The following is a 26,202-nucleotide window of genomic DNA, read 5'->3' as shown; positions in this document are numbered from 1 at the left end:
TTTTTAGTAGTATTATTTGTAAGTAAATCAATTTATAAGATTTTTTATAAAAATTAGTCATTTTTTGCTCCATTTTCTATCCAAGTTTCGATTAATCTAATATCACAACTTGATAGTTTTTCAGCCCCTCTAGGCATTGGAGAAAATCCAGAAGCATGGTTTATCGCACCTAAAAAAGAAGGACTATTCGCTCTACCTTGTAAAGCTGAATAATCTTCAAGGTTTATTCCTGCTCCAAAAGATGATGCAGCAGCATTAGAATGACATGCATAGCAATTGGTCTGTAATATAGGTTTTACTCTTCCTGAAAGTGTTACCTGTGAGGTGTCACAGACCACAACACCAAATTCTTCTTCTTCATTTTTCCACTCACAAGAAGCTAAAGAAAGGCTTAAAAAAACACTCAGAAGTAAGAAAAACGACACAAAATTAGCTTTGTTGTTCATAGTTTTTTGTTTGATTAAATAAATGAGCAGTATAAAAATTCTAGGTTATTAGATACTAAGGCGAAATTGTTGATGTAAAAAATCACTTAACAAAGTATATACGAACACAAGGTAAGACTTTTTATGTTGAAATACTAGACTTGATTTAATTTATTTCGAAAGTATAGTAACTTCTACTCTTCGATTTAATTTTCGTGTTTCTTCTGCTCTATTGCTGGCAATTGGATATTTTCCTCCATACGCTCGTGTTTGGATACGTGTACGAGAAATTCCATTTGCAACTAAATAATTTTGAACTGTTCTGACACGCTCACCTGAAAGACGAAGATTAACGGTATGCAAACCAACATTGTCTGTATGTCCTCCTAAAGAAATTTTCATTTTTGGGTATTTTTTCAACATTGATAGTAATTTTTCTAAATCTTCATACGCCTTAGAAAGTAGCTTTGACGTTCCTTGTTCAAACTGAATATTTTGAAGATTTAGAGTTTTGCCTACTACAAATTGTTTGTCAAATTCAGACTCTTCTTCTTGGTTCACGTTATCATTATTTCCTACTTCTTCTTTATTTTCATTACTTTCAATTTCTTCTAGTGGATTTTGAATAATCTCTTTTTTTGTACTAGCAGTAAGCGCATTTGTTGTATTTTCCTTGTCTTTATTATTTTCTGTATTATTTTTGATTACCTCCTTAGAATCTACTTTTACATAGACTTTCTGATAGACTGTATCTCTAATATAAACAGTATCCCGAATATAGACTATCTTCTCCTTTACAATTGGACTTGAGTTTTGTTCTTTATCTAGTTCTGCCAAATTAGTCTTCAAATCCTTATTGTTTTTACCTCCTGCTTTGGCTTCTATATAAATAGGTTTCTCAACTACTTTCTCTACAATTCTATCAATAAAAACAGTATCACAAGCTCCATTTACTACATCAGTCTTTTGATTTGTACTTATTGCAATTTGTTCTTTTAATTGATTTTTGTTTTGTTGTTGCTCAATCTTGGTAGCGTTTGCCAAAATTTTTTGTTGTTTTTGTTTTTCTTCTTCTGCCTCATCTTCTTCTGTTTTTTCTTTCCAAATATAAATTCTTCCATCGTAAGAAGCTGTTGCTACTTTGTTTTCTATTGGACTAAAACGACATACTCGTACTACTTTTTTATGTTCTGAAAGCACAGCTATGTTTTCTTTTGTCTGTGCATCCCAAATTTTGGCAACAGTTCCGTTTGCACCTGTTGCTACATATTCTCCATTTTTACTATACGAAGCTGCACTATAATTATCTTTTGGAGAAACCTGAAAAACATCTAGCTTTTTAGCAGAGAAATAATTCCAAGTAATAAGTGTTCCATCAAATCCCCAACCTGTAATTTGATTTTTATTTGCACCGATTACAATATCATTAATATCTGATTTTGAATAATGAAAACGACGAACTAGTTGATGGTTTTGAAGAGAAATAGCATATACATAATGATCAACGCTAAAAATGAGTTCTTTGCCTGTACTGGCAATTGTTCCCCCTGTAATAGTATTTGAAAGAAGGTCTTTTTCAGAATTAATTGAAAAAACTTGCATCGGAATTTGATTGGGAATATCAATTCGGACACGCATAATATAGCCATTATCACCACCAAAATATAAATATTTATTATTTGGAGAAAAAACAACAAAAGAAACTGAACGCAAAATAAGTCCGTTTGTAAGAGATAAAGGCTTATTTTTATATGTTCCTAATAGTTTCCCATACCGAGAATCCCACAAACAAACCGTTCCATCTTCGGAAGCACTTGCCAACAAATTGCCTTTTTTATTAAATGTTACTTCATAAACACTTGCTGAATGAGAGCGCAAACGATGTCTCAAAATACCTGTTTTGACATCCCAAATAATAATGGTTCGGTCAAGACTAGCAGAAGCAATCCATTTTCCATCAGGACTAAAACGAATATTTTGTACCCCTGCTGAATGCCCTCTTAATGTTTTGTCTAAAATAAATTCTACTTTATTCTTATCTGTTATCTTATTTATTTCAAAAGCTGAGTTTTGGCTTTTGAATGAATTTTGAGCCATAATTTTTCCATTCTCTCCAAAAAAAAGAGAGATAAAAAAAATAAACCAACAAAAAACAAAAACAGGGGACTTTTGCATAATCAAAATCAAATTCGTTTTTTTAATTTAAAGGGAAATTTATCAAAACCAATTTGAGTTATATAAATAAAATAATTGAATAAAGACAGTTTAAATAAAAGGATAGTAGAAGATTGCTAAACAAATTTACGAATCTTAATCTATAAAATAGTTTTTCGGTATTACTTTGTTAAAAACAGATAGAAAAAATGTCGCTTATAGTTCTACAAGCGACAAATTTTATTTATCAAAATTTAGTTTTAAAGACTTCAGAAGCTATAAAAGCATCTTTGACAGAATTAGGATTTCTCATCAGGTCACCAAATCTATTGTCACTACTCTGCTGCTTGTTTTTATAGTTATTATAATGTGCCTCATTGCTATTCATGGAATAATAGTTTTGATTTCCTGTATCATTTTGTCTAGTTCCTCGTGATAGCTGTTCTTTCAAACGTCTTGTTTCTGGACTTTCTACAATAGGATTTCCAAGTTGTGGAATGATAGGTTTTTTTTCAGGAATATCTTTCAAGCTTTTATTTCGTTCTACCAATTCTCTAGCTCGTCGTTCTCTTACTTCTTGTAATAGATTTTCAGCAGGATTCTCTTCTTCTTCTATTTTTGGAAGTTCGTAACGCTGTGTAAGAGCTTTTAATGTATCTTCTAAAGAACGTCTAGCTTTTGGTCTTGGTGGTTCGATTACTATTTCTTCTTCATCCATGTTATGTCTAAAATTATCTCTCAATTTTTTGGTACGAGAATAAATAACAAATAGAATAATAAAGACTACAAAAATCGATAAAAATATAAATTCAGTCATAATTTTTTTGATTTGACATATATCATACTAAAGTGTATGCTACAAATATATTAGTTAAACGCTACTAAGATACAATTTGTTAAGGTAATTCTGCAATCGTAACACGATAAGGCATTTTTTGACTTCTATCAATGATTGTATAAACAAAATATTTATCGTTTGCATAATGCGTAATATAAATATTTCCTTTCTTTTCTTGTTTAATTTGATCTAAATTAGAATCTACAAACTGCGCCACAAAATCCTCATACGGCTGACGATGCTGAAAATGGAGTTGAAGTTGATTGGTTTTCAATCCTTTTTCTGGAGAAAAAATACTTTGCATAATATACTGTACATCGTGGTAATAGATTTCAAACATCCACATATCAACTTGTGTAGTGCCATGTTTTTCTGAGCTTACATAAATCCACTCTTTTTTACCAATTTCTTTATCAACTGCATCTGGATTATTACGATTTTCAAAAAAAGAAATAAATTCTTTTACTGTAAGTCCATTTTTATCTGTTTGAAACGTATTTGTATTTTTACTTATAAAAGAAATACTAAGAAGACTTGTTAGAATGATAGGGATTAAAAATTTCATTGAAATTATAGGAATTGTTAAATAGAAAAATTAGATAATAATTGTATTGCTTAAAAAACCGTGCTAAAATTACGAAATTATAATTTGTAGAAGAATCTATTATCTTTTTCCTTAAAAAACTCTGCCTAAGTTATTTGAAATAAATTTCACAATCTAAAACAATCAAATTTTAGTATCTTTCGCCATCTTATTTATATTAAAATACTAAAAAATCAATATCAGTTTATGAATAAACTAAGAACGTTCGTAATAGAAGATGAACCAATGGTTAGAGAAGAAATAATATGGCATGTTACTAATCATCCTTCATTAGAGTATATAGGAAGTAGTGCAACAGTAAAAGATGCAATTCAAGAGCTGCCAAGATTAAAGCCTGATTTAGCTTTATTAGATATTCAACTTTCAGATGGAACTTCCTTTGATATTCTGAATCATTTCCCTAATATAAATTTCAAATTTATCTTTATAACTGCCTATGAAGAGCATACCATAAAAGCTATTCGTTATGGTGCTTTTGATTATTTATTAAAGCCTATAAATGATGATGAATTTGAAAAAGCTATAGAAAGATTAGAACAAAAAATACTACCAACAGCTGATGAAAGATTGGCTATAACAAATTCTACTTATGAGCGAAAAAAACTTACTTTGGAAGATATGATTTCTATTTCCTCAGTAGATTTTATCCAAATGGTTAGTTTGAAAGACATTGTTTATTGTGAAAGTGATTCTTCTTATACCAAAATTTACCTACAAAATAATCAAACTATTATAGCTTCTAAAACTCTTAAATTTTATGAAGAAATTTTGCCAAAAGAGCTTTTTTTAAGGTGTCATCAGTCTTTTTTGGTTAATAAATTTCACATTGATAAATATCTAAAAACAGGTTATATTCTATTAAAGAACGGCAAAAACATTTCTGTTTCTGTTAGACGAAAAGAATACATACTAAATAATTTGAATGGATTATGATAAAATACTTTGCTATTGCTTTCCTTTGTCTTTTTGCTCTATTATCTTCTTGTACAGAAACTCAAGAAGAACCTTCTACACAACAACTCATCAACGAGATAGATGCAGCTATACCACAAGCAGCTAAACAAGATGACCAAACACTATTTTGGAAAAATATGCTAAATCAAGATAGATATGCTTCTGATAATGTAGCTAAAACATGCCTAAATTTTCGTATAGGACTGACTTTTTTTCCTTCAAATTTAGACAGCTCAGATGTTTACATGACAAAGGCTCTCATTCTAATTGAGGATGTAGAAGGGTTTGCAAAAGTAAAAGCACAAGTTTATAATGGATTAGCTGTTAATGCTTATTACAAAGGTAAGTCTTTTCTGTCCTCTTTTTATTCTAATAAAGCTGTTTCTGTAGTAGACGCTAATCCCATAGGTATTCCAGTTAGACGAAAAGTCCGTGTCTATTTGTATGCTGCACAAAACTACCATCATATAGGTCTTAAAGAAAGTTCTTATGAGTTAGCCAAAAAAGCAGGAGCTTATCTAGATTCTCTTTCTGAAGACGATGAGTTGAAAGTTTTGATCTACATACAACTTTCTTCTAGTAGCATTTTTAAGAAAATAGATAATGATTCAATTTTCTATTATTTAGAAAAAATAGCGCAATACTCAACCTCGGCTGAATACGACGCAATTTATTATGCAAACAAGGCTCTCTTTTTCGAACAAAATGAACAATTTGATTCTGCTATAGTCTATCGTCAAAAGTGCATAGAGATTTGGCAAAACGAATTAAAAGATGAATATACTACTCCTGGCAATAGGTATACATCTTATTGTGCACTCTTAAAAAACACCCTACATATAGGAAAAATGGATAAAACTGACAGTATAATGAGTAAACTCAGCGAAATAGAAAAAGAGTTTTCTACTCACTTAGATATCTCCGATCATTTACTTTTCGAAGAAGTAATGATGAATTATTACTACAAGGCAAAGAATTTGGAGAAATACCATGAAGCTACTAAAAAATTCAAAGAACTGACAGAAGAAAAACAGCAAAAAGCAGAATTACAAGCAAAAGAAGAAATGCACACCATGTATCAACTTGAAGAAAACAAGAGATCTATAAAAAATCTAAACCAAAGTGTAGAAATAAAAGACAACGAATTACAAAAAACAAAATATTTTCTCGCTATTACCATCTTGGCTATTTTAATAATACTAGCAATTTTAGCTATTCTTTATTATCGTCAAAAGAGTCGGAAACTCCAACAGGAATATGAAAAGGTAATATTAGAACAAAAATTACTTCGTACACAGATGGAACCTCACTTTATTTTTAATACTCTTTCCACCCTGCAAAGTCTGATTCGTTTCCAAGAACCTAAAAAAGCTATTGATTACTTAAACCGATTTAGCAGATTATTACGAAGTAATTTAGAATTGAGCCGACAAGAAATGATTTCTTTAGAGGATGAAATAGAAACAATGGATAACTACCTTGGTCTACAACAAGCGAGATTCGAAGACTACTTTACGTATCAAATTCAATTACCTGATGGACTGGAAGTAGATGCTTTATTTATTCCTCCTATGCTGATTCAGCCGTTTGTTGAAAATAGTATTTTACATGGGTTTGATGGAGAAAAAGAATGGCATATAGAAATAAAAATAACTGAATTAACAGAAGCCAAACAGTTACAGATAGAAATTATTGACAATGGAGTAGGAATAAATACAGTTTCAAAGAAAAATCACAAATCACTTTCTGGTGAGATTGCCAAAGAGCGTTTAGAAATTCTATCTAAAAAATATAAGATACCAACAGACTATCAAATTTTTTCAGAGCAAGGAAAAGGAACTACTGTCTGCCTGAAACTCCCTATTATTGATGGTTTTCAGCAAAACTAATTAAAAAGAATACATACTAAATAATTTGAATGGATTATGATAAAATACTTTGCTATTGCTTTCCTTTGTCTTTTTGCTGTATTGTCTGCTTGTACGGAAGCTCAAGAAGAACCTTCTACGCAACAACTCATCAACGAAATAGATGCAGCTATACCACAAGCAGCTAAACAAGATGACCAAACACTATTTTGGAAAAATATGCTAAATCAAGATAGATATGCTTCTGATGATGTAGCTAAAGCAAGCATAAATTACCAAATAGGAAAGAGTTTTGCTCCTATAAACATAGATAGCGCAGAAATATACACAACAAAAGCTCTTATTCTAATTGAGGATATAGAAGGTTTTGAGAAAGAAAAAACAGCTATTTATAATGGCTTAGGAAATATTGCTCAGCGTAGAAGTAAAACTTTTCTCTCTTCTTTCTACTACCATAAAATTGTTTCTATACTAGATGCTAATCCTTCTATCTCAACTATTTCAGCTAAGAATAAAATGCGATTTTATTTACATAGTGCACAGTCTAATACACAGATAGGGCTTCAGGAAAGTGCTTTTGAACTAAATAAAAAAGCTGCAAACTATATGGACTCTATTCCTAAAGATGATTATTTAATATTCAGATTATATGCCCAACTTTCCTTTAATGGCTATAAAAAAAAAGTAGATATAGATTCACTTCGTTATTATTTAGAAAAAATAGAACAGAACTCAAATTTGGATGAACACAATATATTTTATTATGGAAATAAAGCTCGTTTTTTTGTCCACAACAATCAGTTTGATTCGGCTAGAATTTATTTTCAAAAAGTCTTAAAGCTTAAATTAAAAAATGAATATGATACATTTGAAAATCGATATATAAACTATTGTAATCTTTTGCAAATAAATATAAAAATAGGAAAAATAAGTGAGGCTGATAGTATAATCAGTAAACTTAGCGAAATGGAAAAAGATACTTCTCTTTACTTATCTCTTCCAAGTCGTCAGCTTTTTGCAGAAGCCATGATGAATTATTATTATCAAGTTAGGAATTTTGATAAATATCATGAAGCTACTGAAAAGGTACTAGATTTAAAAGACCAAATGCAAAAAGAGGCTGAGATACAGGCAAAAGAAGAAATGCACACGATGTATCAACTTGAAGAAAACAAAAAATCTATAAAAAATCTAAACCAAAGTGTAGAAGCAACAGAAAATGAATTACAAAAAACAAAATATTTTCTCGCCATCACAATATTGACTATTTTGATAATACTAGCCATTTTAGCTATTCTTTATTATCGTCAAAAGAGTCGGAAACTACAACAGGAGTATGAAAAGGTAATATTAGAACAAAAATTACTTCGTACACAGATGGAACCTCACTTTATTTTTAATACTCTTTCCACCCTGCAAAGTCTGATTCGTTTCCAAGAACCTAAAAAAGCTATTGATTACTTAAACCGATTTAGCAGATTATTGCGAAGTAATTTAGAATTAAGTAGACAAGAAATGATTTCTTTAGAGGATGAAATAGAAACAATGGATAACTACCTTGGTCTACAACAAGCGAGATTCGAAGACTACTTTACGTATCAAATTCAAGTACCTGATGGACTGGAAGTAGATGCTTTATTTATTCCTCCTATGCTGATTCAGCCGTTTGTTGAAAATAGTATTTTACATGGGTTTGATGGAGAACAAAAATGGCACATAGACATAAAAATAACTGAATTAACAGAAGCCAAACAGTTACAGATAGAAATTATTGACAATGGAGTAGGAATAAATACAGTTTCAAAGAAAAATCACAAATCACTTTCTGGTGAGATTGCCAAAGAGCGTTTAGAAATTCTATCTAAAAAATATAAAATACCTACAGACTATCAAATTTTTTCAGAGCAAGGAAAAGGAACTACTGTCTGCCTGAAACTCCCTATTATTGATGGTTTTCAGCAAAACTAACTTAAAAAACACATACTAAATCATTTGAATGGATTATGAAAAACTATCTCACTATCGTTTTACTCAGTCTTTTTGCTATACTATCTTCTTGTTCAGAAACTCAAGAAGATATTTCTACAGAACAACTAGTCAAAGAAATAGAAAGCACAGAACCTACTGAACAAGAAGACAAGATACTATTTTGGAAAGACATGCTAAATAAAGATAAATATACTTCTGATAAAGTAGTTAAAGCATATATATACTCTTACATAGCAGAGAGCTTTGGTCGCTCAAATATTGACAGTACAGAAATGTATGCAACAAAAGCTCTTGTTCTTATTGAGGATGTAGAAGGGTTTGAAAAGAGGAAAACAGATATTTATACTGGTTTGGGACTTATAGCCGATAATAGGGGACAAATTTTTCTTGCTTCTAACTATTATCATAAAGCTGAGGCTATCCTAAATGCTAATCCCTCCATATCAACTATTTCAGCTAAAGATAAAATTAAAATTTATTTACATAATGCTCAGTCCACTATAAAGGTAGGTCTTTATGAAAGGACTTATGACTTAACAAAAAAAGCTGAAAGCTACCTTGATTCTCTTCCTGAAGGGAATAATGATTTGAGATTTAGAATTTATTCACAGATTTTTGTTAGTGGGCTTCAAAAAAGAATAAATAGCGATTCACTTCGCTATTATTTAAATAAAATAGCACAGTCTGCACAATCGTCAGAAAGTAAGCAATTCTACTACATATATAAAGGACATTTTTTTTCACAACAAGAAGAACTGGATTCTGCTAAAATTTATTATCAGACAGGTTTAGAAATGAATCAGGATGACTTAAAAAAAGAATTAAAAAATCAAGTAATGATACCTGCAAATAGGTATCTGTTTTATTGTTTCTTCTTAGAGAACAGTATAAAAAGAGGGAAAAAAAATGAAGCTGATAGTATAATTAGCATACTCAGCGAAATGAAACAAAATACTTCTATTAACTTATCTTACTCAAACCATATAACTTTTAGTAAATCCATGATGAGTTATTATTACCGATTTAAAGATTTTGATAAATACTATGAACTCGCTGAAAAAGTTTTAGAAATGACAGAGGAAAAACAGAAAAAAGCTGAGCTACAAGCAAAAGAAGAAATGCAAACCATGTATCAACTTGAAGAAAACAAGAGATCTATAAAGAAGCTAAACCAAAGTGTAGAATCAACAGAAAATCAATTACAAAAAACAAAATATTTTCTCGCTATCACCATTTTAGTGATTTTAATAATACTGGCAATTTTAGCTATTCTTTATTATCGCCAAAAGAGTCGGAAACTACAACAAGAATATGAAAAAGTCATATTAGAACAAAAACTACTTCGTACACAGATGGAGCCTCACTTTATTTTTAATACGCTTTCTACTCTGCAAAGTCTGATTCGCTTTCAAGAACCCAAAAAAGCTATTAATTATTTAAACCGATTTAGTAGATTATTAAGAAGTAATTTAGAGTTGAGCCGACAAGAAATGATTTCTTTAGAAGATGAAATTGAAACAATAGACAACTACCTTAATCTGCAACAAGCTAGATTCGAAGATTATTTTACGTATCAAATTAAAGTACCAAATGAACTTGAAATAGATGCTTTATTTATTCCTCCTATGCTTATTCAACCTTTTGTAGAAAATAGTATTTTACATGGGTTTGATGGAGAAAAAGAATGGCATATAGATATAAAAATAACTGAATTGACAGCCACCAAACAGTTACAAATAGAAATTATTGACAATGGAGTAGGAATACATACAACTCCAAAAAAGAAACACAAATCACTTTCTGGTGAGATTGCAAAAGAACGTTTAGAAATTCTATCTAAAAAATATAAAATACCTACAGACTATCAAATTTTTTCAGAGCAAGGAAAAGGAACTACTGTCTGTCTGAAACTGCCAATCATTGATGGTTTTCAACAAAACTAATTTTATAGTTAAAAAAAACACTAACTCATTTGAATGGATTATGAAAAATTATCTGGCTATTATTTTACTTGGTTCGTAAACTCAGCGAAATGGAACAAGACACTATTCATTTTATTTTTTAAAAAATATGCTAAAGAATATATTATTTTTTCTTTTCTTTTTTATAGGTTTTATAGTGCCTTCCAAAGCACAGAAGTTAGAGATTTCTTATTTTGTTGATTCTCTAAATCATTATTCCATTGAAGAAATAAATAAAGTAAAATTTATAGAATCTCCAACTCATTTTTTAAATTTTGCTAATACAAGTAGTGCTATTTGGGTTCGTATAAAACTACCTATATCTGCTAAAAATAAAATTATAGAAATTGCTAATCCCTTAATTGATACACTTGATATATATCATAGCAGAGAGAATACATTTGTCAAAAAACGCTATGGTTCACATCTACCTTTTGACCAACGTGCTTATAACAATCGAATGTTTTTATTTGATGTTGATGAAAGTGAGTTGATTTATATACGATTTAGTAGTCAATTTCCTTTAGAGATTCCCATTTCATTGACTGACCAAAAACAAATTGATAAAAAACAAACGAATTCTAATTTTTTCTTTGGACTCTACTTTGGGATTTTGTTTGCTCTTTTTATGTATAACTTTTTTTTAGCGTTTAATGTAAGAGATAAAGTATATATTTATTATTTAGGTTATGTTGTTTTTATAGGACTTTTTTATGCAATGTTTACAGGTTTTGCACAAGTATTTTTGTATCCTAATAAACCTAATTTGAATTCTTATTTGGTATTTGCAGTAAGTGTAGCACTTTTTTTTATGGTTGAGTTTTGTTCTCACTATTTGAAGTTGAAAGAAAATAGTATAAAAAACTACTGGGTTCTTAAAGTACTTGGAATGGTATGTATAGTAATGGCAATTTTTGACTTATTTATAGATAGTGTTATCTTAAATACTTTATCTCAAGTAATGAGTTTAGTAATTAGTCTTTATCTGATTTTAGTAGGATTTTATTTACTTATTTTCAAAAAACAAAAACAAGCAGTGATTTATAGTATTGCTTGGGTAGGTTACTTAACTGGAATTGTATTACTGATACTACAAATTAATGGTGTCGTACCTTCTAATTTTATAACTCAAAACTTTATTTTCATTGGTTCGGCTGCTGAAGTTATTTTGTTTTCTATTGCTTTGGCTATGCGTATTAATCAATATCGAAAAGAAAAAGAAGAAGCTCAAAAAAGTGAACTCCAACAAGGGTATGAGAAGGTAATATTAGAACAAAAACTGTTACGTACACAAATGGAACCTCACTTTATTTTTAATACGCTTTCTACACTACAAAGTCTGATTCGATTCCAAGAACCCCAAAAAGCTATCGATTACTTAAACCTATTTAGTAGATTGTTAAGAAGTAATTTAGAGTTGAGTCGAAAAGAAATGATTTCGTTAGAAGATGAAATAGAAACAATAGACAATTACCTTAGCCTACAACAAGCTAGATTCAAAGATTACTTTACTTATCAAATACAAGTGCCTCATGAACTTGAAGTAGATGCTTTGTTTATTCCTCCTATGCTTATTCAGCCTTTTGTGGAAAACAGTATTTTGCATGGTTTTGATGGAGAAAGAGAATGGAACATAGAAATAAAAATAACGGAATTAGTAGCAACCAAACAATTACAGATAGAGATTATTGATAATGGAGTAGGAATTCATACAACTCCAAAAAAGAAACACAAATCACTTTCTGGTGATATTGCAAAAGAACGTTTAGAAATTCTATCTAAAAAATATAAAATACCTACAGACTATCAAATTTTTTCAGAGCAAGGAAAAGGAACTACTGTCTGTCTGAAACTGCCAATCATTGATGGTTTTCAGCAAAACTAATTAAAAAGAATACATACTAAATCATTTGAATGGATTATGAAAAATTATCTGGCTATTATTTTACTTGGTTCGTAAACTCAGCGAAATAGAACAAGATACTATTCGCTTTATTTTTTTTTAAAAACATGTTAAAAAATATATTATTTTTTCTTTTCTTTTTTATAGGTTTTATATTTACTTCCCAAGCACAGAAGTTAGAGATTTCTTATTTTGTTGATTCTCTACACCACCATACGATTGAAGAAATAAATAAAGTAAAATTTATAGAATCCCAAAACAATGTTCTAAATTTTTCTAATACAAGTAGTGCTATTTGGGTTCGTATAAAAGTACCTATATCTGCTAAAAATAAAATTTTAGAAATTGCTAATCCCTTAATTGATACACTTGATATATATCATAGCAGAGAGAATACATTTGTCAAAAAACGCTATGGTTCACATCTACCTTTTGACCAACGTGCTTATAACAATCGAATGTTTTTATTTGATATTAATGAAAGCGAGTTAATTTATATACGACTTAGTAGTAAATTTCCTTTAGAGATTCCCATTTATTTGACTGACCAAAAACAAATTGATAAAAAACAAACGAGTTCTAATTTTTTCTTTGGACTCTACTTTGGGATTTTGTTTGCTCTTTTTATGTATAACTTTTTTTTAGCCTTTAATGTAAAAGATAAAGCCTATATATATTATTTAGGCTATATTATTTGTGTAGGATTATTGTATGCAATGCTGACAGGTTTTGCACAGATATTTTTGTATCCTAATAAACCTAGTTTGAACTCTTATTTGGTATTTATATTGGGTTTAGCTGTTTTTTTTATTATAAAGTTTTCTTCTCAATATTTGAAGTTAAAAGAAAATAGTATAAAAAACTATTGGGTTCTTAAAATTATTGCTTCATTATCTTTAATAATGGCAATTTTTGACTTATTTATAGATAGTGTTATCTTAATTGCTTTATCTCAAGTAGTGAGTTTAGTAATTAGTCTTTATCTAATTGTGGTAGGATTTTATTTACTCATTTTTAAAAAACAAAAACAAGCATTAATTTATGGTATTGCTTGGATAGGGTACTTAACTGGTATTGCATTATTGATGCTACAAATTAATGGTGTCGTACCTTCTAATTTTATAACTCAAAACTTTATTTTCATTGGTTCGGCGGCTGAAGTTATTTTATTTTCTATTGCTTTGGCTATGCGTATTAATCAATATCGAAAAGAAAAAGAAGAAGCTCAAAAAAGTGAACTCCAACAAGGGTATGAGAAAGTAATATTAGAACAAAAACTGCTTCGTACACAAATGGAACCTCACTTTATTTTTAATACGCTTTCTACGCTGCAAAGTCTGATTCGATTCCAAGAACCCCAAAAAGCTATCGATTATTTAAACCTATTTAGTAGATTGTTAAGAAGTAATTTAGAGTTGAGCAGAAAAGAAATGATTTCTTTAGAAGATGAAGTAGAAACAATACATAATTATCTTAGCCTACAACAAGCTAGATTCAAAGATTACTTTACTTATCAAATACAAGTGCCTCATGAACTTGAAGTAGATGCTTTGTTTATTCCTCCTATGCTTATTCAGCCTTTTGTGGAAAACAGTATTTTGCATGGTTTTGATGGAGAAAGAGAATGGAACATAGAAATAAAAATAACGGAATTAGTAGCAACCAAACAATTACAGATAGAGATTATTGATAATGGAGTAGGAATTCATACAACTCCAAAAAAGAAACATAAATCACTTTCTGGTGAGATTGCAAAAGAACGTTTAGAAATTCTATCTAAAAAATATAAAATACCTACAGACTATCAAATTTTTTCAGAGCAAGGAAAAGGAACTACTGTCTGTCTGAAACTGCCAATCATTGATGGTTTTCAGCAAAACTAATTAAAAAGAATACATACTAAATCATTTGAATGGATTATGAAAAACTATCTCACTATCGCTTTATTCAGCCTTTTTGCTATACTATCTTCTTGTACGGAAACTCAAGAAGAACCTTCTACACAACAACTCATCAACGAAATAGATGAAGTTGTACCACAAGCATCTAAACAAGATGATCAAACACTATTTTGGAAAAACATGCTAAATAAGGATAGATATGCTTCTAATACAGTAGCCAAATCAATCATAAATTTTCGCATAGGACTAAGTTTCTATCCTTCAAATTTAGACAGCTCAGATGTTTACATGACAAAGGCTCTCATTTTAGTAGAAAATGTAGAAGGGTTTGCAAAAGTAAAAGCACAAGTTTATAATGGATTAGCTGTTAATGCTGGTCATAGAGGTAATTATTTTCTGTCATCTTTTTATTCTAATAAAGCTGTTTCTATAGTAGATGCTAGTCCCTCTGGTATTCCAGTTAGACGAAAAGTTCGTGTCTATTTGTATGCTGCACAAAACCACCATCATATAGGTCTTAAAGAAAGCTCTTATGAGCTAGCCAAAAAGGCAGCAGTTTATATAGATTCTCTATCTGAAGATGATAGGTTGAAAGTTATGATTTACATAGAACTTTCTTCTACTAGCATTTTTCAGAAAATAAATAATGATTCAATTTTCTATTATTTAGAAAAAATAGCGCAATACTCAACCTCGGCTGAATACGACGCAATTTATTATGCAAATAAGGCTCTCTTTTTCGAACAAAATGAACAATTTGATTCTGCTATAGTCTATCGTCAAAAATCCATAGAGCTTTTGCAAAACGAATTAAAAGATAAGTATAATACTCCTCCCAATATGTATACATCTTATTGTGCTCTCTTACAAAACAGAATACATATAGAAAAAATGGTCGAAACTGACAGTATAATGAGTAAACTCAGCGAAATAGAAAAAGAGTTTCCCACTTACTTAGATGTTTCACATTATTTGATGTTCGAAGAAATAATGATGAATTATTACTACAAAACAAAGAATTTGGAGAAATACCATGAAGCTACTAAAAAATTCCAAAAACTGACAGAAGAAAAACAGCAAAAAGCTGAACTACAAGCAAAAGAGGAAATGCATACAATGTATCAACTTGAAGAAAACAAGAGAGCTATAAAAAATCTAAATCAAAGTGTAGAAATAACAGAAAGTGAATTACAAAAAACAAAATATTTTCTCGCTATCACCATTTTAGTGATTTTAATAATACTGGCAATTTTAGCTATTCTTTATTATCGTCAAAAGAGTCGGAAACTACAACAAGAATATGAAAAAGTAATATTAGAGCAAAAACTTTTGCGTACTCAAATGGAGCCTCACTTTATTTTTAATACTCTTTCTACTCTGCAAAGTCTGATTCGTTTCCAAGAACCTAAAAAAGCTATCGATTACTTAAATCGTTTTAGTAGATTATTGCGAAGTAATTTAGAGTTGAGCCGACAAGAAATGATTTCTTTAGAAGATGAAATTGAAACAATGGACAATTACCTTAGCCTACAACAAGCCAGATTTGAAGACTACTTTACATATCAAATTCAAGTGCCTCATGAACTTGAAATAGATGCTTTATTTATTCCTCCTATGCTTATTCAACCTTTTGTGGAAAATAGTATTTTACATGGTTTTGATGGAGAAAAAGAATGGAATATAGAAATAAAAATAACTGAACTGACAGCAACCAAACAGTTACAGATAGAAATTATTGACAATGGAGTAGGAATACATACAAATCCAAAAAAGAAACATAAATCACTTTCTGGTGAGATTGCAAAAGAACGTTTAGAAATATTATCTAAAAAATACAAGATACCAACAGATTATCAAATCTTTTCAGAGCAAGGAAAAGGAACTACGGTCTGCCTGAAACTCCCTATTATTGATGGTTTTCAGCAAAATTGATTTGTATTTTCCTATTTATATATCCTACTGAAAAATTATAAAATACGAATACTAATTCGTTCTTTACATTTTCCTCCTATAATTACACAGCTACTAAATACAGCTTCTTCCATTGATTATATGTATTTACATTTGTAATGTTGATTGTGGTACAGACCTACTTAGTAGTTAGGTTTTGTACGATAATCTTCAAATTATCTATACTAAAAAAGTTAGAATTTTATTCACAATTACAAATTAAAACATCCTATGAAAACAGTAGAACAACGCTTACAAGAACAAGAACAAGAGATTCGTAATCTTAGAAATCAAAACACAACTTTAAAAGAAGAATTATCTACTTTAGATCAAAAGTCTATTTTGTTTGATGCGATGATTGAGTTAGCAGAAAAAGAATATAAAACCTATATGAAAAAAAATGCCTCTACTAAGTAGTTAACTACTTTAGCAAGCATGCAATCATTACCAAATTACCTACACTAAAAATTGACGCTCATGAAAAAGTTATTATTCATTTTGTTTTTTATATTCTTTGCCAGTCTTAATGCTCAAGCAAAAGCTAGAATACCAATCCCTGTTTGTTTTCCATGTGAGACAATAGATGTAGTAGAGGAGTTACCTGATGAAGATGCTCTAAAACAAGATGGTTATTACCTAGAAGTAGGTTATTTATACGAAGAATATGGGTTTTTATTTATTTCTTTTTGGAATACAAATGGAAAATATGTTCTCTGTGATAAAGATGAAACAGTATATTATGAAGTTTCTGAAGAGGATCTTGAGGGACTCAAAAATACTTACAACTTAGAACTAGGTGAAAATCCTTTAGGTATTTGGAAAAAATTGGGAGGAAAAATTATTTTAGTAGTCCTTATTGGAATAGGCATTTTTAGTGCTTTATCAAAATCCGAAGAAAAAGAAGAAAAATAAACTCACATTTCTAACTCAGTAAAAAAACTTATGTTTAGTACTCTTTTATACATGATTCCAGTCTTATTGATTGGAGGAGTAATAGCCTATGTCTTTAGCCAACAACAGAAAAAAGCAACTAAAAACATAGATATGGATGCACTCCGAAACGACAAGAAGCAAGTATCACAAGAATTTCTTGATAGACAAGTTCCTTATCTAAAAGAATGGATGAAAGGAAACCCCATCGACGCTTGTACTTCTGCTACCTTACCATCAAATATGGGAGATTTTGTCAAAACTGCCATCAAAGATACAATAAGACAATCTCTTACCTATAATAACACAAATACAGTAGAAACACCTGCTTTTTTCATATTGAGTGGTAAGGAACTTCATTTTATCAATACAGATAAACATAGTGATTTATCTGAACATATTGTATTTGATGTAGAAAAACTTCAAACTGCAGAAATAAAATTTGCAGGAGCAAAAAAGGAAATGGGATTGAATATGTCAGCCCTTTCTGGACAAGACCATCCAAAAGTATATGACATTGTAATAGAATCAGATAAAGGCAAAAGTATTCTACAAGCTATTGATCGCATTGTAAACAGTAGTTTTACAGATACAGACATTTCTCAAATGTTTAAGGGAGGATATGCTGTTGATATGGCAAAAGCAAAAATTACTTCTGAATATTTCTTCGAAAAATTAGGCGAATTTTATCCTAATCTAAAAGTAGAGGTTACACATTAAAAATAAATAAGGGGGAGATTTTGAATTTATAGGTATTGTGTGTCTATATATTTCAAATACTCAAAGTGAAAAAGACTGATGGATATGTTTTCATCAGTTTTTTTATGTTTATGCCTACTGTTCGTCATCATGTTCCAAAAAGAAAAAGATTTGCGAGTATAGATATTTTGTATTTGTGTTTGAACACAAGCCATCACACGCATTTTGCGAGTGACTTATATGTATTTCCCTGCCGTGTATTTGTATTTTACTATTTATAGACTAAACTTACCACAAAAATCATCAAACAACCTTATTTTCCCATTTGAATCATAAATTATTTATAATTTATAGATAAGGTTATACTATGGGCTTTTAAAGCCGTGTTGCGATCATAATAACTATACCTTAGTTCTATGACATTTAATCTTTTCAAAAATGTTTTGTCGTGCAGATTAGAAAATCTTAAATTCAATCCGTACATATTACTATTGAATTTAGATAAATCATAATCACTTGTATAAAATGTTTCTGTTGGATTATGACTTTGATAAGGAGCAAAATATTTAGTTTCTGTCTGATTATAAAATCTATAAGAAGGAGCTAAAGAAATAAAAGGTGTGATTTTATAGCTTAACTCTAAACTCATTGTATTGGATTTAATATCCCAGTTATCCCAATAATATCTGTAAAAACCTCGTAGAACTATATTATCACCTAAATAATAATTTGCTCTAATTCCTAAAGGAATTTTTGTTCTAGTAGTTGGCAGAGTTTCAGTTTTTACGCTGTTATCATCAAAATATACTCTATGAAATTTTGTACCCAATAATCCTTCTTGATAAGCAAAATCAGCTAAAAATGCCATTTGAAAATTTTTATTGATAACCCTATAATAAATCAATCCAAAATTATACGAATTACGGCTTGTTCCCTCATTATATCCTAAATATCTTAGTTCAATAGGCAAAATAACCTTCCATTGATCTAAAAATACAGAGGCTTTTAATGATAATTCCTTATTATTGTCTTTACTCCATTTTGAAAAATGCACATTTGTACCATACGATGTATAATCATACTCTCCAGAATAGGATAAGCCACCTCCAAAGGAATACCTTTTTTTCTCATTCAAAATAGTGTAATTAATTGAAGGATAAAATCTAACATCTCCACTTGAAGCAGATGAAATGGTGCTAGGGTCTATTTGATCAGATGATGCAGAAGTATATACATCTATTCCAAAATCAAGATTTACTGCATGTTTGAGTTGTTTTTTATCATATTTGGATAAGCTAATATTGAATGTATTAGCTACATCTGTTAGATGCTCATTGCCAACTCCACCTGTTACAGCAGCATTATTTCCATCTTGTTGATAATAACCTGTAACAAAATTTATTTCTTCAAGCTTCAATTTACGAGACTGATACGTTGTAGTGTCTGTTTCTGTATTTTGAGCAACGAGCGATTCAGAAGCTAACATAAAGCATAAAGCAGCTACTGATAATGTCTTTTTTAACATAAGTAAGTGTGTTAGTAAGTGTGTTTAATTGCATCCACAACCACCACTGGTTTTTCCACCATTAGCTCCTGATGCGCCTTCACGATATAATTGAAAATTTTGTTCGTTTTTTTCTGATGGTCTGGCTGTCAAAGACATTTCAGCATCATTAATTTTAGATTTTTGGTATTCTTTTACGCTCGTACAGCTTGCTAGGCAGAATAAACCTACTGCTAAAATCATAAATCTCTTCATTTTCCTCATTTTTTTCATGGGTCAATAGTTATGTTTTTTGATAAAAAAAGTTTGTTGTTATCGTCAATAATAAGGCAACCTACACCTTTCATTTGATTGATTAAATGTAATCCTGTTTTTATTCCCATTACAGTAATAGGCGTTGCTAAAGCATCTGCTAATTCTGCATTTGCTGTTATTATGGTTACACTCTTGATTCCTGATACGGGAAAACCAGTTTTGGGGTCTATGGTATGGGAGTAACGTTTGCCTTTAATCATCACAAACTTTTCATAATTCCCAGAAGTAGCCACAGAAGTATTGGTTATATTCAATGAAGAAAAGAGTTTTTTGCCTTGATTGGGGTCAGCAATTCCAATTGTCCATGGTTTTCCATTTTCTTGAAAACCCCAAGTAGTAAGGTCGCCAGCAGCATTTACAAATCCACTTTCTACACCATTGGCTTTTAAAATCTGTTTTGCTTTTTCGGCTGCATATCCTTTGCCTATACCTCCAAAACCAATTCGCATTCCTTTATTTTTAAGAAAAACACTTTGATTTTCTTTATCCAAAATGATATTCTGATAATTGATTAATCGAACAGCTTGTTTGGCATTTTCTACCGATGGCAATTCTTTCATAGAAAGATCAAAATTCCAAAATCGTTTGTCAAAACCACCATAACTAATATCAAAAGCACCCTGTGTTAAATCAGAAATTCTTTGACAACGAGCTATTAATTGAAACACCTCATCAGGTATTTGAATAGGTTTTATACCAGCGTTATTATTGATTTGGTTAGTAATACTATCTTCGGCAAATGTTGTAAGCAACCTTTCTATTCGCTTAATTTCATCAATGGCGACATCTATTTGTGTATTTGCCCATATTTTATCTTGGCTTTGTAGTGCGATTTCAAAACCATTTCCCATTAATTTTGTAGCACGACGATATAACATCAGTCTTTAAGATTTTCTATAAATTCAGTTAATGATTCATTGGGAAGCGACTCCCACTTTTTAATTACACTTCCTTCCTCATCTAATAATAAAACATAAGGAAATAGTCCTTTTGGATTATATTTTTCAGCTAACATTTCGTTTTCTTTTATTTTTTCTTTGCTAAGTTGATTTGCTTTTTTACGAGGAAAATCAGCATTTAATAGCAATAAATTTTCAGTTGAAAACTCTATAAATTTGGGTTGCTCAATAAATTTTTTTTTGAATTTTATGCAAGGTCCACACCAATCAGATCCTGAGAAATACAACAAGATTTTTTTATGTTCTTTCTGTGAAACACTTTTTAGTGAATCTATCGTATTTGTTTGTGCATTTGTGCTTATTGATACTATTAGAGTTAGAAATACTAATAGTAAATATTTTTTTAATTGAATAGTCTGCAATGAATATTTCATAATATAAGATAGTTTGAGGATTTGAAACTTTAAACGCTATAATTAAGATAACAAGTTGAAAGCATATACGCTATTTTTGAACCAGTATTGATAAAATATCGAACATATAAGAAAAATTGAGAGTTAATCCGTTTATGGTTGTTTCAAACTATTACCATAATGACTTTTTTTTTACTTAAAAATAATAGGTTGATCCAAATATAAAAAACTACCACTAAAATAAATTGAAAATTAACAAAAACATAGATTTTTTATTCTTTCTAAATCTTAATTTATTGAACCTAGATAAAATAATGGTAAAGTTACGATAACTGAATGATTTCTTAGAAAAAAGCATACCTTTTTCTATACCAACTCAAATTAAAACTTATTTTTTTCTCCCCTTCGCAAAAGCCAAAACCTCAGCTATTGTCTGCACAGCAGCAAAAACAATAACAAAGGCAAATTCTCCTGCTGCTCCTAGATTAATCTGAATAGGCAATTTGTCTGTATTAGCTGCAAAATAAAGAAATGTGCCTAGTATAATAGACAAATGCAGAACAATCATTTGAGTAGAAAAGAGTTGATTTTTATTCTGTTGCATATCTTTTTGATATAGATTTTTATACTCTTTAGATTCTTCTTCTTGTTGCATTCTTAAAAATTCTTTTTCTAACTCCTCTTGACTTTGTCTTTCAAAATTATTTTTATTTAATTTTCTAAAAACAATAAACAAGATTATTATTTCGCTAATTACTGCTAAAAGTAAGTTGAGATTAAATTCTATGTTTCTAAAAAACACTGTAAATAGATTATCTATTGTAGCATCGCTATTTGGGGAGGCAATAATTCCGACAATTACAATAATAAAAACAAGATAAACGAACATAGGAAAAAGCATTGCTCTAGTAATCCCATTTATGACCTTTAATTCTGCTTTAGAAATTATGTTTTTAGTATAATTGATTCTATTTTCTATGAGCCTGAAAATAATACGAATTACTTCTTCAAACCAGTAGAGATAAATAATGGTAAAAAAATTCCACTTCCAAACAATAATGCCGAAGAAAGTAAAAGCATTTACAAGAAGGCTAAACAAAAAGCGAATAAGAGCAATATTTTTTGCATATATTTTCTTTATCTGTGAAGTAGGCATATTTTTCTAGGATTTTTTTTGATAAAAAGAAGAGTGGAAAATATCAAAACAAGCTGACTTTCAGCAATTTAAACCGTTTAACATTTCTAAATTAGAAAAAAATCTATATTTTAGTTCTCTAACATAAGGAAATTTGCAGTTTTCTAGCTAATTTTACACAATAAATCAAATTAGAGCTAAGACAACAGTTAGAAAAATATATAAATCTAATCCATTTTTTGAAACAAAAATAGTCTTGCTTTTATTTTATTAAAAAATCTTATTACAAAAATCTATATACAACTTATACAATGGCAGCAGAAGTTATTGCAGAATCTACTAAACCCCAAATAAATGCGCCTGTACGCAGCATGTGGGATGGTGGAAACGAACCATTAAAGGCAAGTTACGGAAAACTAATGATGTGGTTTTTCCTTCTTTCCGATGTCTTTACATTTGGAGCTTTTCTTATCTCGTATGGAGTAGCTCGTTTTGCATTTCCTTCTTTTCAAGGAGAAGCAAGTGATTTTGTTTTCTCTCAAGAATATTGGCCTATTCCAGAGAAGGTATTTAATTCAATGCCTCTTTTTCATGGTGTAGATGCTCCTCTTGTTTTTGTTGGTATCATGACATTTATTTTGATTATGAGTAGTGTTACTATGGTTTTGGCTGTTGAGGCTGGTCATAGTCCTGCCCTTAATGAAGATGAAAGACAAGCAGAAGTAGAGAAATGGATGCTTTGGACTATTTTGGGTGGTGTAGCTTTCCTTAGCTGTCAGGCTTGGGAATGGAGTCACTTTATCCACGGATCAGTTATGTTTATGGGAGATAAATTGGTAGAAGGAACTTATTTTGGTGCTAGTTTGACTCAAAACCAATATGGACCACCTCTTTTTGCAGACTTCTTCTTCTTCATTACAGGATTCCATGGTACTCACGTTCTTATTGGAGTAATACTTAATATTCTTATTTTTTATAATGTAGTAATGGGCGTTTATCGTCGTACAGGACACTACGAAATGGTAGAAAAAGTAGGTTTGTACTGGCACTTTGTAGATTTAGTTTGGGTATTTGTATTTACATTTTTCTATCTTGTATAAACAAAAATACTGAACAGACTAAAATCTATTCTACAGTAATAAGCAGACTAAAGTCTGCTCTACATTATATCAATTATAAAAACATAAAATTATGGCTCACGTAGATTCATCACTTAGCCCAAAAGAACAAAGAGCTAAGAATATCAAGAAAATTTGGATGGTAGCAGGTATTTTGGCTATCGTTACAGCAATAGAATATGTCATTGCTTTTACTATCGAACCAAGTATTTATAGAAATGTCGTCTTTATTTTGCTTACACTCGTAAAAGCTGGCTATATTGTAGCTGAGTTTATGCACCTTAAGCACGAAGCTAAATATCTTATTTTTGCTATTATAGCTCCTACTATTTTTGTTTGTTGGCTCATTTTGGCAATGCTTATCGAAGGAACAACTATCTTTGGAATTCGTTTTCCAGATTTAGTTATGTAATTCAAAATAATCACGTTCTATTATTAAAAATGTTTCTTGTAGCGTCTGTCTTTTGCAGAACTATAAGAAACATTTTTGTTTTGCAAAAGATTAGTATTTTGATTGTATACAAGCAAGAGCTACATAATTTAAGTTTCTTTTTTTACAATCTTCATTTAGTTATTACAAAAATCATTTTAACTAAAACTCTATCATTACTCATGTAGTCGTGAGTGATACAAAAACCACCAGTTATGTCAGAACAAAAAAATTATAAAAACTTAGGTATTTTACTTGTCATTTTAGTTCTTCCTGCTTTATTCATTGCTTTTCTTTGGACAGGTGAAACGAAGCACAAAACGCTTCCTATTATGTATAGTTTGCGTTTACCAGAATTTGATCCCACTTTTATAGAGTCTTCTGGTTGTCAGCCTAACTTCGAAGATTCTACACACCGAACTATTCCTTTTTCTCTTACCAATCAGCTTGGAGAAACAATTACTCAAGAAAATTTAAGAGGAAATATTTATGTGGCTAATTTTATTCTTACTCGTTGTACTCAAAATATTTGTCCGAAAATGGCTTCCGAAATGATACGTGTACAGGAAGCATTCAAAGATGATAAAGACGTAAAAATAGTATCGTACAGCATTGACCCAACGTATGACACACCCGAAATTTTGAAAGAATATGCAGAGAAATATAACGCAGATAATTCAAAATGGTATTTCTTGACAGGCACAGAAGAGCAGATTTTTGAGCAAGCAAAATGTAGTTATTTTCTTCCTGCTGAAAAGAAAGATACGTATGTCAATATTGACCATTCAGAGCGTTTTGTTTTGGTAGATAGAAAAGGGCAAATTAGAGGCTACTATAAAGGAACTGAACTTGTCGATGTAGATAGACTTATACACGAAATACAAGTGCTACAATTAGAAGATAAACAATAAACTAAAATACTATGAATTTATCAGAACGAATTACCCTAAATCCAAATGTTCACAAAGGAAGACCTACTATAAGAAATATGCGTTTTACAGTAGCCAATATGTTAGAATTACTTGCAGGAGGAATGTCTTTTGATGAAATTTTAGAAGACTATTCTTTCATAGAAAAAGAAGACATACAAGCGTGTTTATTTTATGCAGCTATGTTAGCAAGTAGTAAAACTATAAAAAAATTAATTATATGATAAAATTTATTGTTGATACTCAACTTCCTGCTAGATTAGCTCATTATATAACTTCTATTGGCTATCAAACAACACACACTACTTTTTATGAAGAGGGTCATTTATTAGATGATAACACTATTGTAATAATTGCTAAAGAAGAAAACAGAACAATAATTACAAAAGATTCTGATTTTTTAGATAATTATGTAATTCATGGTGCACCTCCAAAAGTTTTAGTTTTAGAGTTTGGCAATATAAGTAATAAAGACTTACTCCAACTTTTTGATAACTATTTTAATGAAGTAATTATTTCTTTTGAACAGGGAAGTAATATAGTCCTGTTTCGTAGAGATGAAATAATCGGATATTAATTAATTTAACTATAAAAAATGAATACAACTATTTCTTCAAATAACCCACCTACTACAAACCCAACAATGAAATGGACAATTGGAATATTGTCTGTTGTTGTTCCTTTATTGGTAGCTGTTTTACTTTCTCTGAATAATGAAAGTAAAATTGATTTTGGTTTTAATACTCGTATTTTACCTCATATCAATGCTGTCTTTAATTCTATTACTTCTCTTTGTTTGATTGCTGGTTTTTTTGCTATCAAAAATAAAAATATCAAAGTTCATAGAGGACTTATGATGACAGCTTTTACTTTATCATCTTTATTTTTGGTTTCGTATGTATTATATCATGCATCTGTTCCTTCTACAAAATTTGGTGGAGAAGGTCTAATAAGAGGCGTTTATTTATTCTTACTCATTACTCATATTTTACTTTCTATTGTAGTTGTTCCTTTAGTTTTGTGGGCAATTTATTTTGCTTGGACAGGACAAATTGAAAAGCATAAAAAAATGGTAAAATGGACATTCCCTGTCTGGACGTATGTAGCCATTACGGGTGTGATTGTTTATTTCATGATAAGTCCTTATTATCAACCATTATAATCAGAAAACAAGAAACAAAATTTTGAATTTTTAAGAATTAACAAAAGATTTATTTACTTTTTTAGGTAAATAAATCTTTTTTTGTTTGTCATTTTTTGTATATTTCTATCACAAGAAAACA

Annotated in this window: 25 protein-coding genes; 16 read left to right on the top strand and 9 right to left on the bottom strand. The window is 29.9% G+C overall.

Features of this window, described 5'->3' with window-relative positions:
- Positions 1–53: 53 nt before the first annotated feature.
- From V9L04_RS11990 to V9L04_RS11975, 4 genes are all read right to left on the bottom strand, one after another.
- On the bottom strand, positions 54–446 hold the full coding sequence (locus V9L04_RS11990) for a hypothetical protein (RefSeq protein WP_338790048.1): 393 nt from the start codon (positions 444–446) through the stop codon (positions 54–56).
- A 150-nt stretch (positions 447–596) separates the two neighbouring features.
- Complete coding sequence (locus V9L04_RS11985) at positions 597–2,600, bottom strand: OmpA family protein (protein WP_338790047.1); 2,004 nt, start codon at positions 2,598–2,600, stop codon at positions 597–599.
- A 226-nt stretch (positions 2,601–2,826) separates the two neighbouring features.
- Positions 2,827–3,396: a hypothetical protein gene (locus V9L04_RS11980; RefSeq protein ID WP_338790046.1), complete on the bottom strand. Its 570-nt coding sequence runs from the start codon at positions 3,394–3,396 to the stop codon at positions 2,827–2,829.
- 79 nt (positions 3,397–3,475) lie between these two features.
- Positions 3,476–3,982, bottom strand: coding sequence for a hypothetical protein (locus V9L04_RS11975; protein ID WP_338790045.1), 507 nt, complete (start codon positions 3,980–3,982; stop codon positions 3,476–3,478).
- Between the two features lie 225 nt (positions 3,983–4,207).
- Here V9L04_RS11975 and V9L04_RS11970 point away from each other — a divergent pair, with 225 nt between their 5' ends.
- The 10 genes from V9L04_RS11970 (at position 4,208) to V9L04_RS11925 (ending at position 18,197) form a co-directional block, all read left to right on the top strand.
- Positions 4,208–4,954 (top strand): LytTR family transcriptional regulator DNA-binding domain-containing protein, encoded by a 747-nt coding sequence (locus tag V9L04_RS11970; RefSeq protein WP_338790044.1) that lies wholly within the window; start codon positions 4,208–4,210, stop codon positions 4,952–4,954.
- The gene (locus V9L04_RS11965; RefSeq protein WP_338790043.1) at positions 4,951–6,864 is read left to right on the top strand and encodes a histidine kinase; all 1,914 of its coding nucleotides are present in this window, start codon (positions 4,951–4,953) and stop codon (positions 6,862–6,864) included. The genes V9L04_RS11970 and V9L04_RS11965 overlap by 4 nt, the downstream gene beginning before the upstream one ends.
- Positions 6,865–6,900: 36 nt before the next feature.
- Entirely contained in the window at positions 6,901–8,811 is a 1,911-nt protein-coding gene (locus tag V9L04_RS11960) for a histidine kinase (protein WP_338790042.1), read from the top strand.
- Between the two features lie 35 nt (positions 8,812–8,846).
- Positions 8,847–10,775 carry a histidine kinase gene (locus V9L04_RS11955; protein WP_338790041.1) on the top strand — a complete coding sequence of 643 codons (1,929 nt, stop codon included), beginning with the start codon at positions 8,847–8,849 and terminating at the stop codon, positions 10,773–10,775.
- A gap of 127 nt (positions 10,776–10,902) precedes the next feature.
- On the top strand, positions 10,903–12,678 hold the full coding sequence (locus V9L04_RS11950) for a 7TM diverse intracellular signaling domain-containing protein (RefSeq protein WP_338790040.1): 1,776 nt from the start codon (positions 10,903–10,905) through the stop codon (positions 12,676–12,678).
- Between the two features lie 125 nt (positions 12,679–12,803).
- Complete coding sequence (locus tag V9L04_RS11945; RefSeq protein WP_338790039.1) at positions 12,804–14,579, top strand: 7TM diverse intracellular signaling domain-containing protein; 1,776 nt, start codon at positions 12,804–12,806, stop codon at positions 14,577–14,579.
- Positions 14,580–14,615: 36 nt separating this feature from the next.
- Positions 14,616–16,529 (top strand): histidine kinase, encoded by a 1,914-nt coding sequence (locus V9L04_RS11940; protein WP_338790038.1) that lies wholly within the window; start codon positions 14,616–14,618, stop codon positions 16,527–16,529.
- 249 nt (positions 16,530–16,778) lie between these two features.
- Positions 16,779–16,964: a hypothetical protein gene (locus tag V9L04_RS11935; protein WP_338790037.1), complete on the top strand. Its 186-nt coding sequence runs from the start codon at positions 16,779–16,781 to the stop codon at positions 16,962–16,964.
- Between the two features lie 60 nt (positions 16,965–17,024).
- Positions 17,025–17,459, top strand: coding sequence for a hypothetical protein (locus V9L04_RS11930; RefSeq protein ID WP_338790036.1), 435 nt, complete (start codon positions 17,025–17,027; stop codon positions 17,457–17,459).
- Between the two features lie 30 nt (positions 17,460–17,489).
- Positions 17,490–18,197 (top strand): hypothetical protein, encoded by a 708-nt coding sequence (locus V9L04_RS11925; RefSeq protein WP_338790035.1) that lies wholly within the window; start codon positions 17,490–17,492, stop codon positions 18,195–18,197.
- Positions 18,198–18,513: 316 nt separating this feature from the next.
- Here the strand turns inward: V9L04_RS11925 and V9L04_RS11920 are convergent, their stop codons facing one another.
- The 5 genes from V9L04_RS11920 to V9L04_RS11900 all read right to left on the bottom strand — a co-directional run bounded on the left by V9L04_RS11920 (position 18,514) and on the right by V9L04_RS11900 (position 22,463).
- On the bottom strand, positions 18,514–19,701 hold the full coding sequence (locus V9L04_RS11920; protein ID WP_338790034.1) for a DUF3570 domain-containing protein: 1,188 nt from the start codon (positions 19,699–19,701) through the stop codon (positions 18,514–18,516).
- Positions 19,702–19,725: 24 nt separating this feature from the next.
- Positions 19,726–19,935, bottom strand: a complete 210-nt coding sequence (locus tag V9L04_RS11915) for a DUF4266 domain-containing protein (RefSeq protein WP_338790033.1) — start codon at positions 19,933–19,935, stop codon at positions 19,726–19,728.
- A gap of 14 nt (positions 19,936–19,949) precedes the next feature.
- Entirely contained in the window at positions 19,950–20,873 is a 924-nt protein-coding gene (locus V9L04_RS11910; RefSeq protein WP_338790032.1) for an FAD:protein FMN transferase, read from the bottom strand.
- Positions 20,873–21,328, bottom strand: a complete 456-nt coding sequence (locus V9L04_RS11905) for a thioredoxin family protein (protein WP_338790031.1) — start codon at positions 21,326–21,328, stop codon at positions 20,873–20,875. The genes V9L04_RS11910 and V9L04_RS11905 overlap by 1 nt, the downstream gene beginning before the upstream one ends.
- A gap of 367 nt (positions 21,329–21,695) precedes the next feature.
- On the bottom strand, positions 21,696–22,463 hold the full coding sequence (locus V9L04_RS11900) for a DUF6498-containing protein (protein ID WP_338790030.1): 768 nt from the start codon (positions 22,461–22,463) through the stop codon (positions 21,696–21,698).
- A gap of 290 nt (positions 22,464–22,753) precedes the next feature.
- Between V9L04_RS11900 and V9L04_RS11895 the strand changes: the two genes are divergently transcribed.
- The 6 genes from V9L04_RS11895 (at position 22,754) to V9L04_RS11870 (ending at position 26,081) form a co-directional block, all read left to right on the top strand.
- Positions 22,754–23,542, top strand: coding sequence for a cytochrome c oxidase subunit 3 (locus tag V9L04_RS11895; protein WP_338790029.1), 789 nt, complete (start codon positions 22,754–22,756; stop codon positions 23,540–23,542).
- A gap of 91 nt (positions 23,543–23,633) precedes the next feature.
- Positions 23,634–23,972 carry a cytochrome C oxidase subunit IV family protein gene (locus V9L04_RS11890; RefSeq protein WP_338790028.1) on the top strand — a complete coding sequence of 113 codons (339 nt, stop codon included), beginning with the start codon at positions 23,634–23,636 and terminating at the stop codon, positions 23,970–23,972.
- Positions 23,973–24,205: 233 nt separating this feature from the next.
- Positions 24,206–24,901, top strand: coding sequence for an SCO family protein (locus tag V9L04_RS11885; protein ID WP_338790027.1), 696 nt, complete (start codon positions 24,206–24,208; stop codon positions 24,899–24,901).
- 11 nt (positions 24,902–24,912) lie between these two features.
- Entirely contained in the window at positions 24,913–25,143 is a 231-nt protein-coding gene (locus V9L04_RS11880; protein ID WP_338790026.1) for a DUF433 domain-containing protein, read from the top strand.
- Positions 25,140–25,496 carry a DUF5615 family PIN-like protein gene (locus V9L04_RS11875; RefSeq protein ID WP_338790025.1) on the top strand — a complete coding sequence of 119 codons (357 nt, stop codon included), beginning with the start codon at positions 25,140–25,142 and terminating at the stop codon, positions 25,494–25,496. Before V9L04_RS11880 ends, V9L04_RS11875 begins: the two co-directional genes overlap by 4 nt.
- Before the next feature lie 18 nt (positions 25,497–25,514).
- Positions 25,515–26,081: a DUF420 domain-containing protein gene (locus V9L04_RS11870; RefSeq protein ID WP_338790024.1), complete on the top strand. Its 567-nt coding sequence runs from the start codon at positions 25,515–25,517 to the stop codon at positions 26,079–26,081.
- Positions 26,082–26,202: the final 121 nt, after the last annotated feature.

It is taken from the genome of Bernardetia sp. MNP-M8, assembly GCF_037126285.1.
Lineage (GTDB): Bacteria > Bacteroidota > Bacteroidia > Cytophagales > Bernardetiaceae > Bernardetia.
The sequence above is the reverse complement of the archived record's forward strand: the minus strand, read 5'-3'. Positions and strand labels throughout refer to the sequence as shown.

Coding starts and splice junctions, on each gene's coding strand:
- V9L04_RS11990 (WP_338790048.1), bottom strand. CDS start 446: ATGAACAACAAAGCTAATTTTGTGTCGTTTTTCTTACTTCTGAGTGTT.
- V9L04_RS11985 (WP_338790047.1), bottom strand. CDS start 2,600: ATGCAAAAGTCCCCTGTTTTTGTTTTTTGTTGGTTTATTTTTTTTATC.
- V9L04_RS11980 (WP_338790046.1), bottom strand. CDS start 3,396: ATGACTGAATTTATATTTTTATCGATTTTTGTAGTCTTTATTATTCTA.
- V9L04_RS11975 (WP_338790045.1), bottom strand. CDS start 3,982: ATGAAATTTTTAATCCCTATCATTCTAACAAGTCTTCTTAGTATTTCT.
- V9L04_RS11970 (WP_338790044.1), top strand. CDS start 4,208: ATGAATAAACTAAGAACGTTCGTAATAGAAGATGAACCAATGGTTAGA.
- V9L04_RS11965 (WP_338790043.1), top strand. CDS start 4,951: ATGATAAAATACTTTGCTATTGCTTTCCTTTGTCTTTTTGCTCTATTA.
- V9L04_RS11960 (WP_338790042.1), top strand. CDS start 6,901: ATGATAAAATACTTTGCTATTGCTTTCCTTTGTCTTTTTGCTGTATTG.
- V9L04_RS11955 (WP_338790041.1), top strand. CDS start 8,847: ATGAAAAACTATCTCACTATCGTTTTACTCAGTCTTTTTGCTATACTA.
- V9L04_RS11950 (WP_338790040.1), top strand. CDS start 10,903: ATGCTAAAGAATATATTATTTTTTCTTTTCTTTTTTATAGGTTTTATA.
- V9L04_RS11945 (WP_338790039.1), top strand. CDS start 12,804: ATGTTAAAAAATATATTATTTTTTCTTTTCTTTTTTATAGGTTTTATA.
- V9L04_RS11940 (WP_338790038.1), top strand. CDS start 14,616: ATGAAAAACTATCTCACTATCGCTTTATTCAGCCTTTTTGCTATACTA.
- V9L04_RS11935 (WP_338790037.1), top strand. CDS start 16,779: ATGAAAACAGTAGAACAACGCTTACAAGAACAAGAACAAGAGATTCGT.
- V9L04_RS11930 (WP_338790036.1), top strand. CDS start 17,025: ATGAAAAAGTTATTATTCATTTTGTTTTTTATATTCTTTGCCAGTCTT.
- V9L04_RS11925 (WP_338790035.1), top strand. CDS start 17,490: ATGTTTAGTACTCTTTTATACATGATTCCAGTCTTATTGATTGGAGGA.
- V9L04_RS11920 (WP_338790034.1), bottom strand. CDS start 19,701: ATGTTAAAAAAGACATTATCAGTAGCTGCTTTATGCTTTATGTTAGCT.
- V9L04_RS11915 (WP_338790033.1), bottom strand. CDS start 19,935: ATGAAGAGATTTATGATTTTAGCAGTAGGTTTATTCTGCCTAGCAAGC.
- V9L04_RS11910 (WP_338790032.1), bottom strand. CDS start 20,873: ATGTTATATCGTCGTGCTACAAAATTAATGGGAAATGGTTTTGAAATC.
- V9L04_RS11905 (WP_338790031.1), bottom strand. CDS start 21,328: ATGAAATATTCATTGCAGACTATTCAATTAAAAAAATATTTACTATTA.
- V9L04_RS11900 (WP_338790030.1), bottom strand. CDS start 22,463: ATGCCTACTTCACAGATAAAGAAAATATATGCAAAAAATATTGCTCTT.
- V9L04_RS11895 (WP_338790029.1), top strand. CDS start 22,754: ATGGCAGCAGAAGTTATTGCAGAATCTACTAAACCCCAAATAAATGCG.
- V9L04_RS11890 (WP_338790028.1), top strand. CDS start 23,634: ATGGCTCACGTAGATTCATCACTTAGCCCAAAAGAACAAAGAGCTAAG.
- V9L04_RS11885 (WP_338790027.1), top strand. CDS start 24,206: ATGTCAGAACAAAAAAATTATAAAAACTTAGGTATTTTACTTGTCATT.
- V9L04_RS11880 (WP_338790026.1), top strand. CDS start 24,913: ATGAATTTATCAGAACGAATTACCCTAAATCCAAATGTTCACAAAGGA.
- V9L04_RS11875 (WP_338790025.1), top strand. CDS start 25,140: ATGATAAAATTTATTGTTGATACTCAACTTCCTGCTAGATTAGCTCAT.
- V9L04_RS11870 (WP_338790024.1), top strand. CDS start 25,515: ATGAATACAACTATTTCTTCAAATAACCCACCTACTACAAACCCAACA.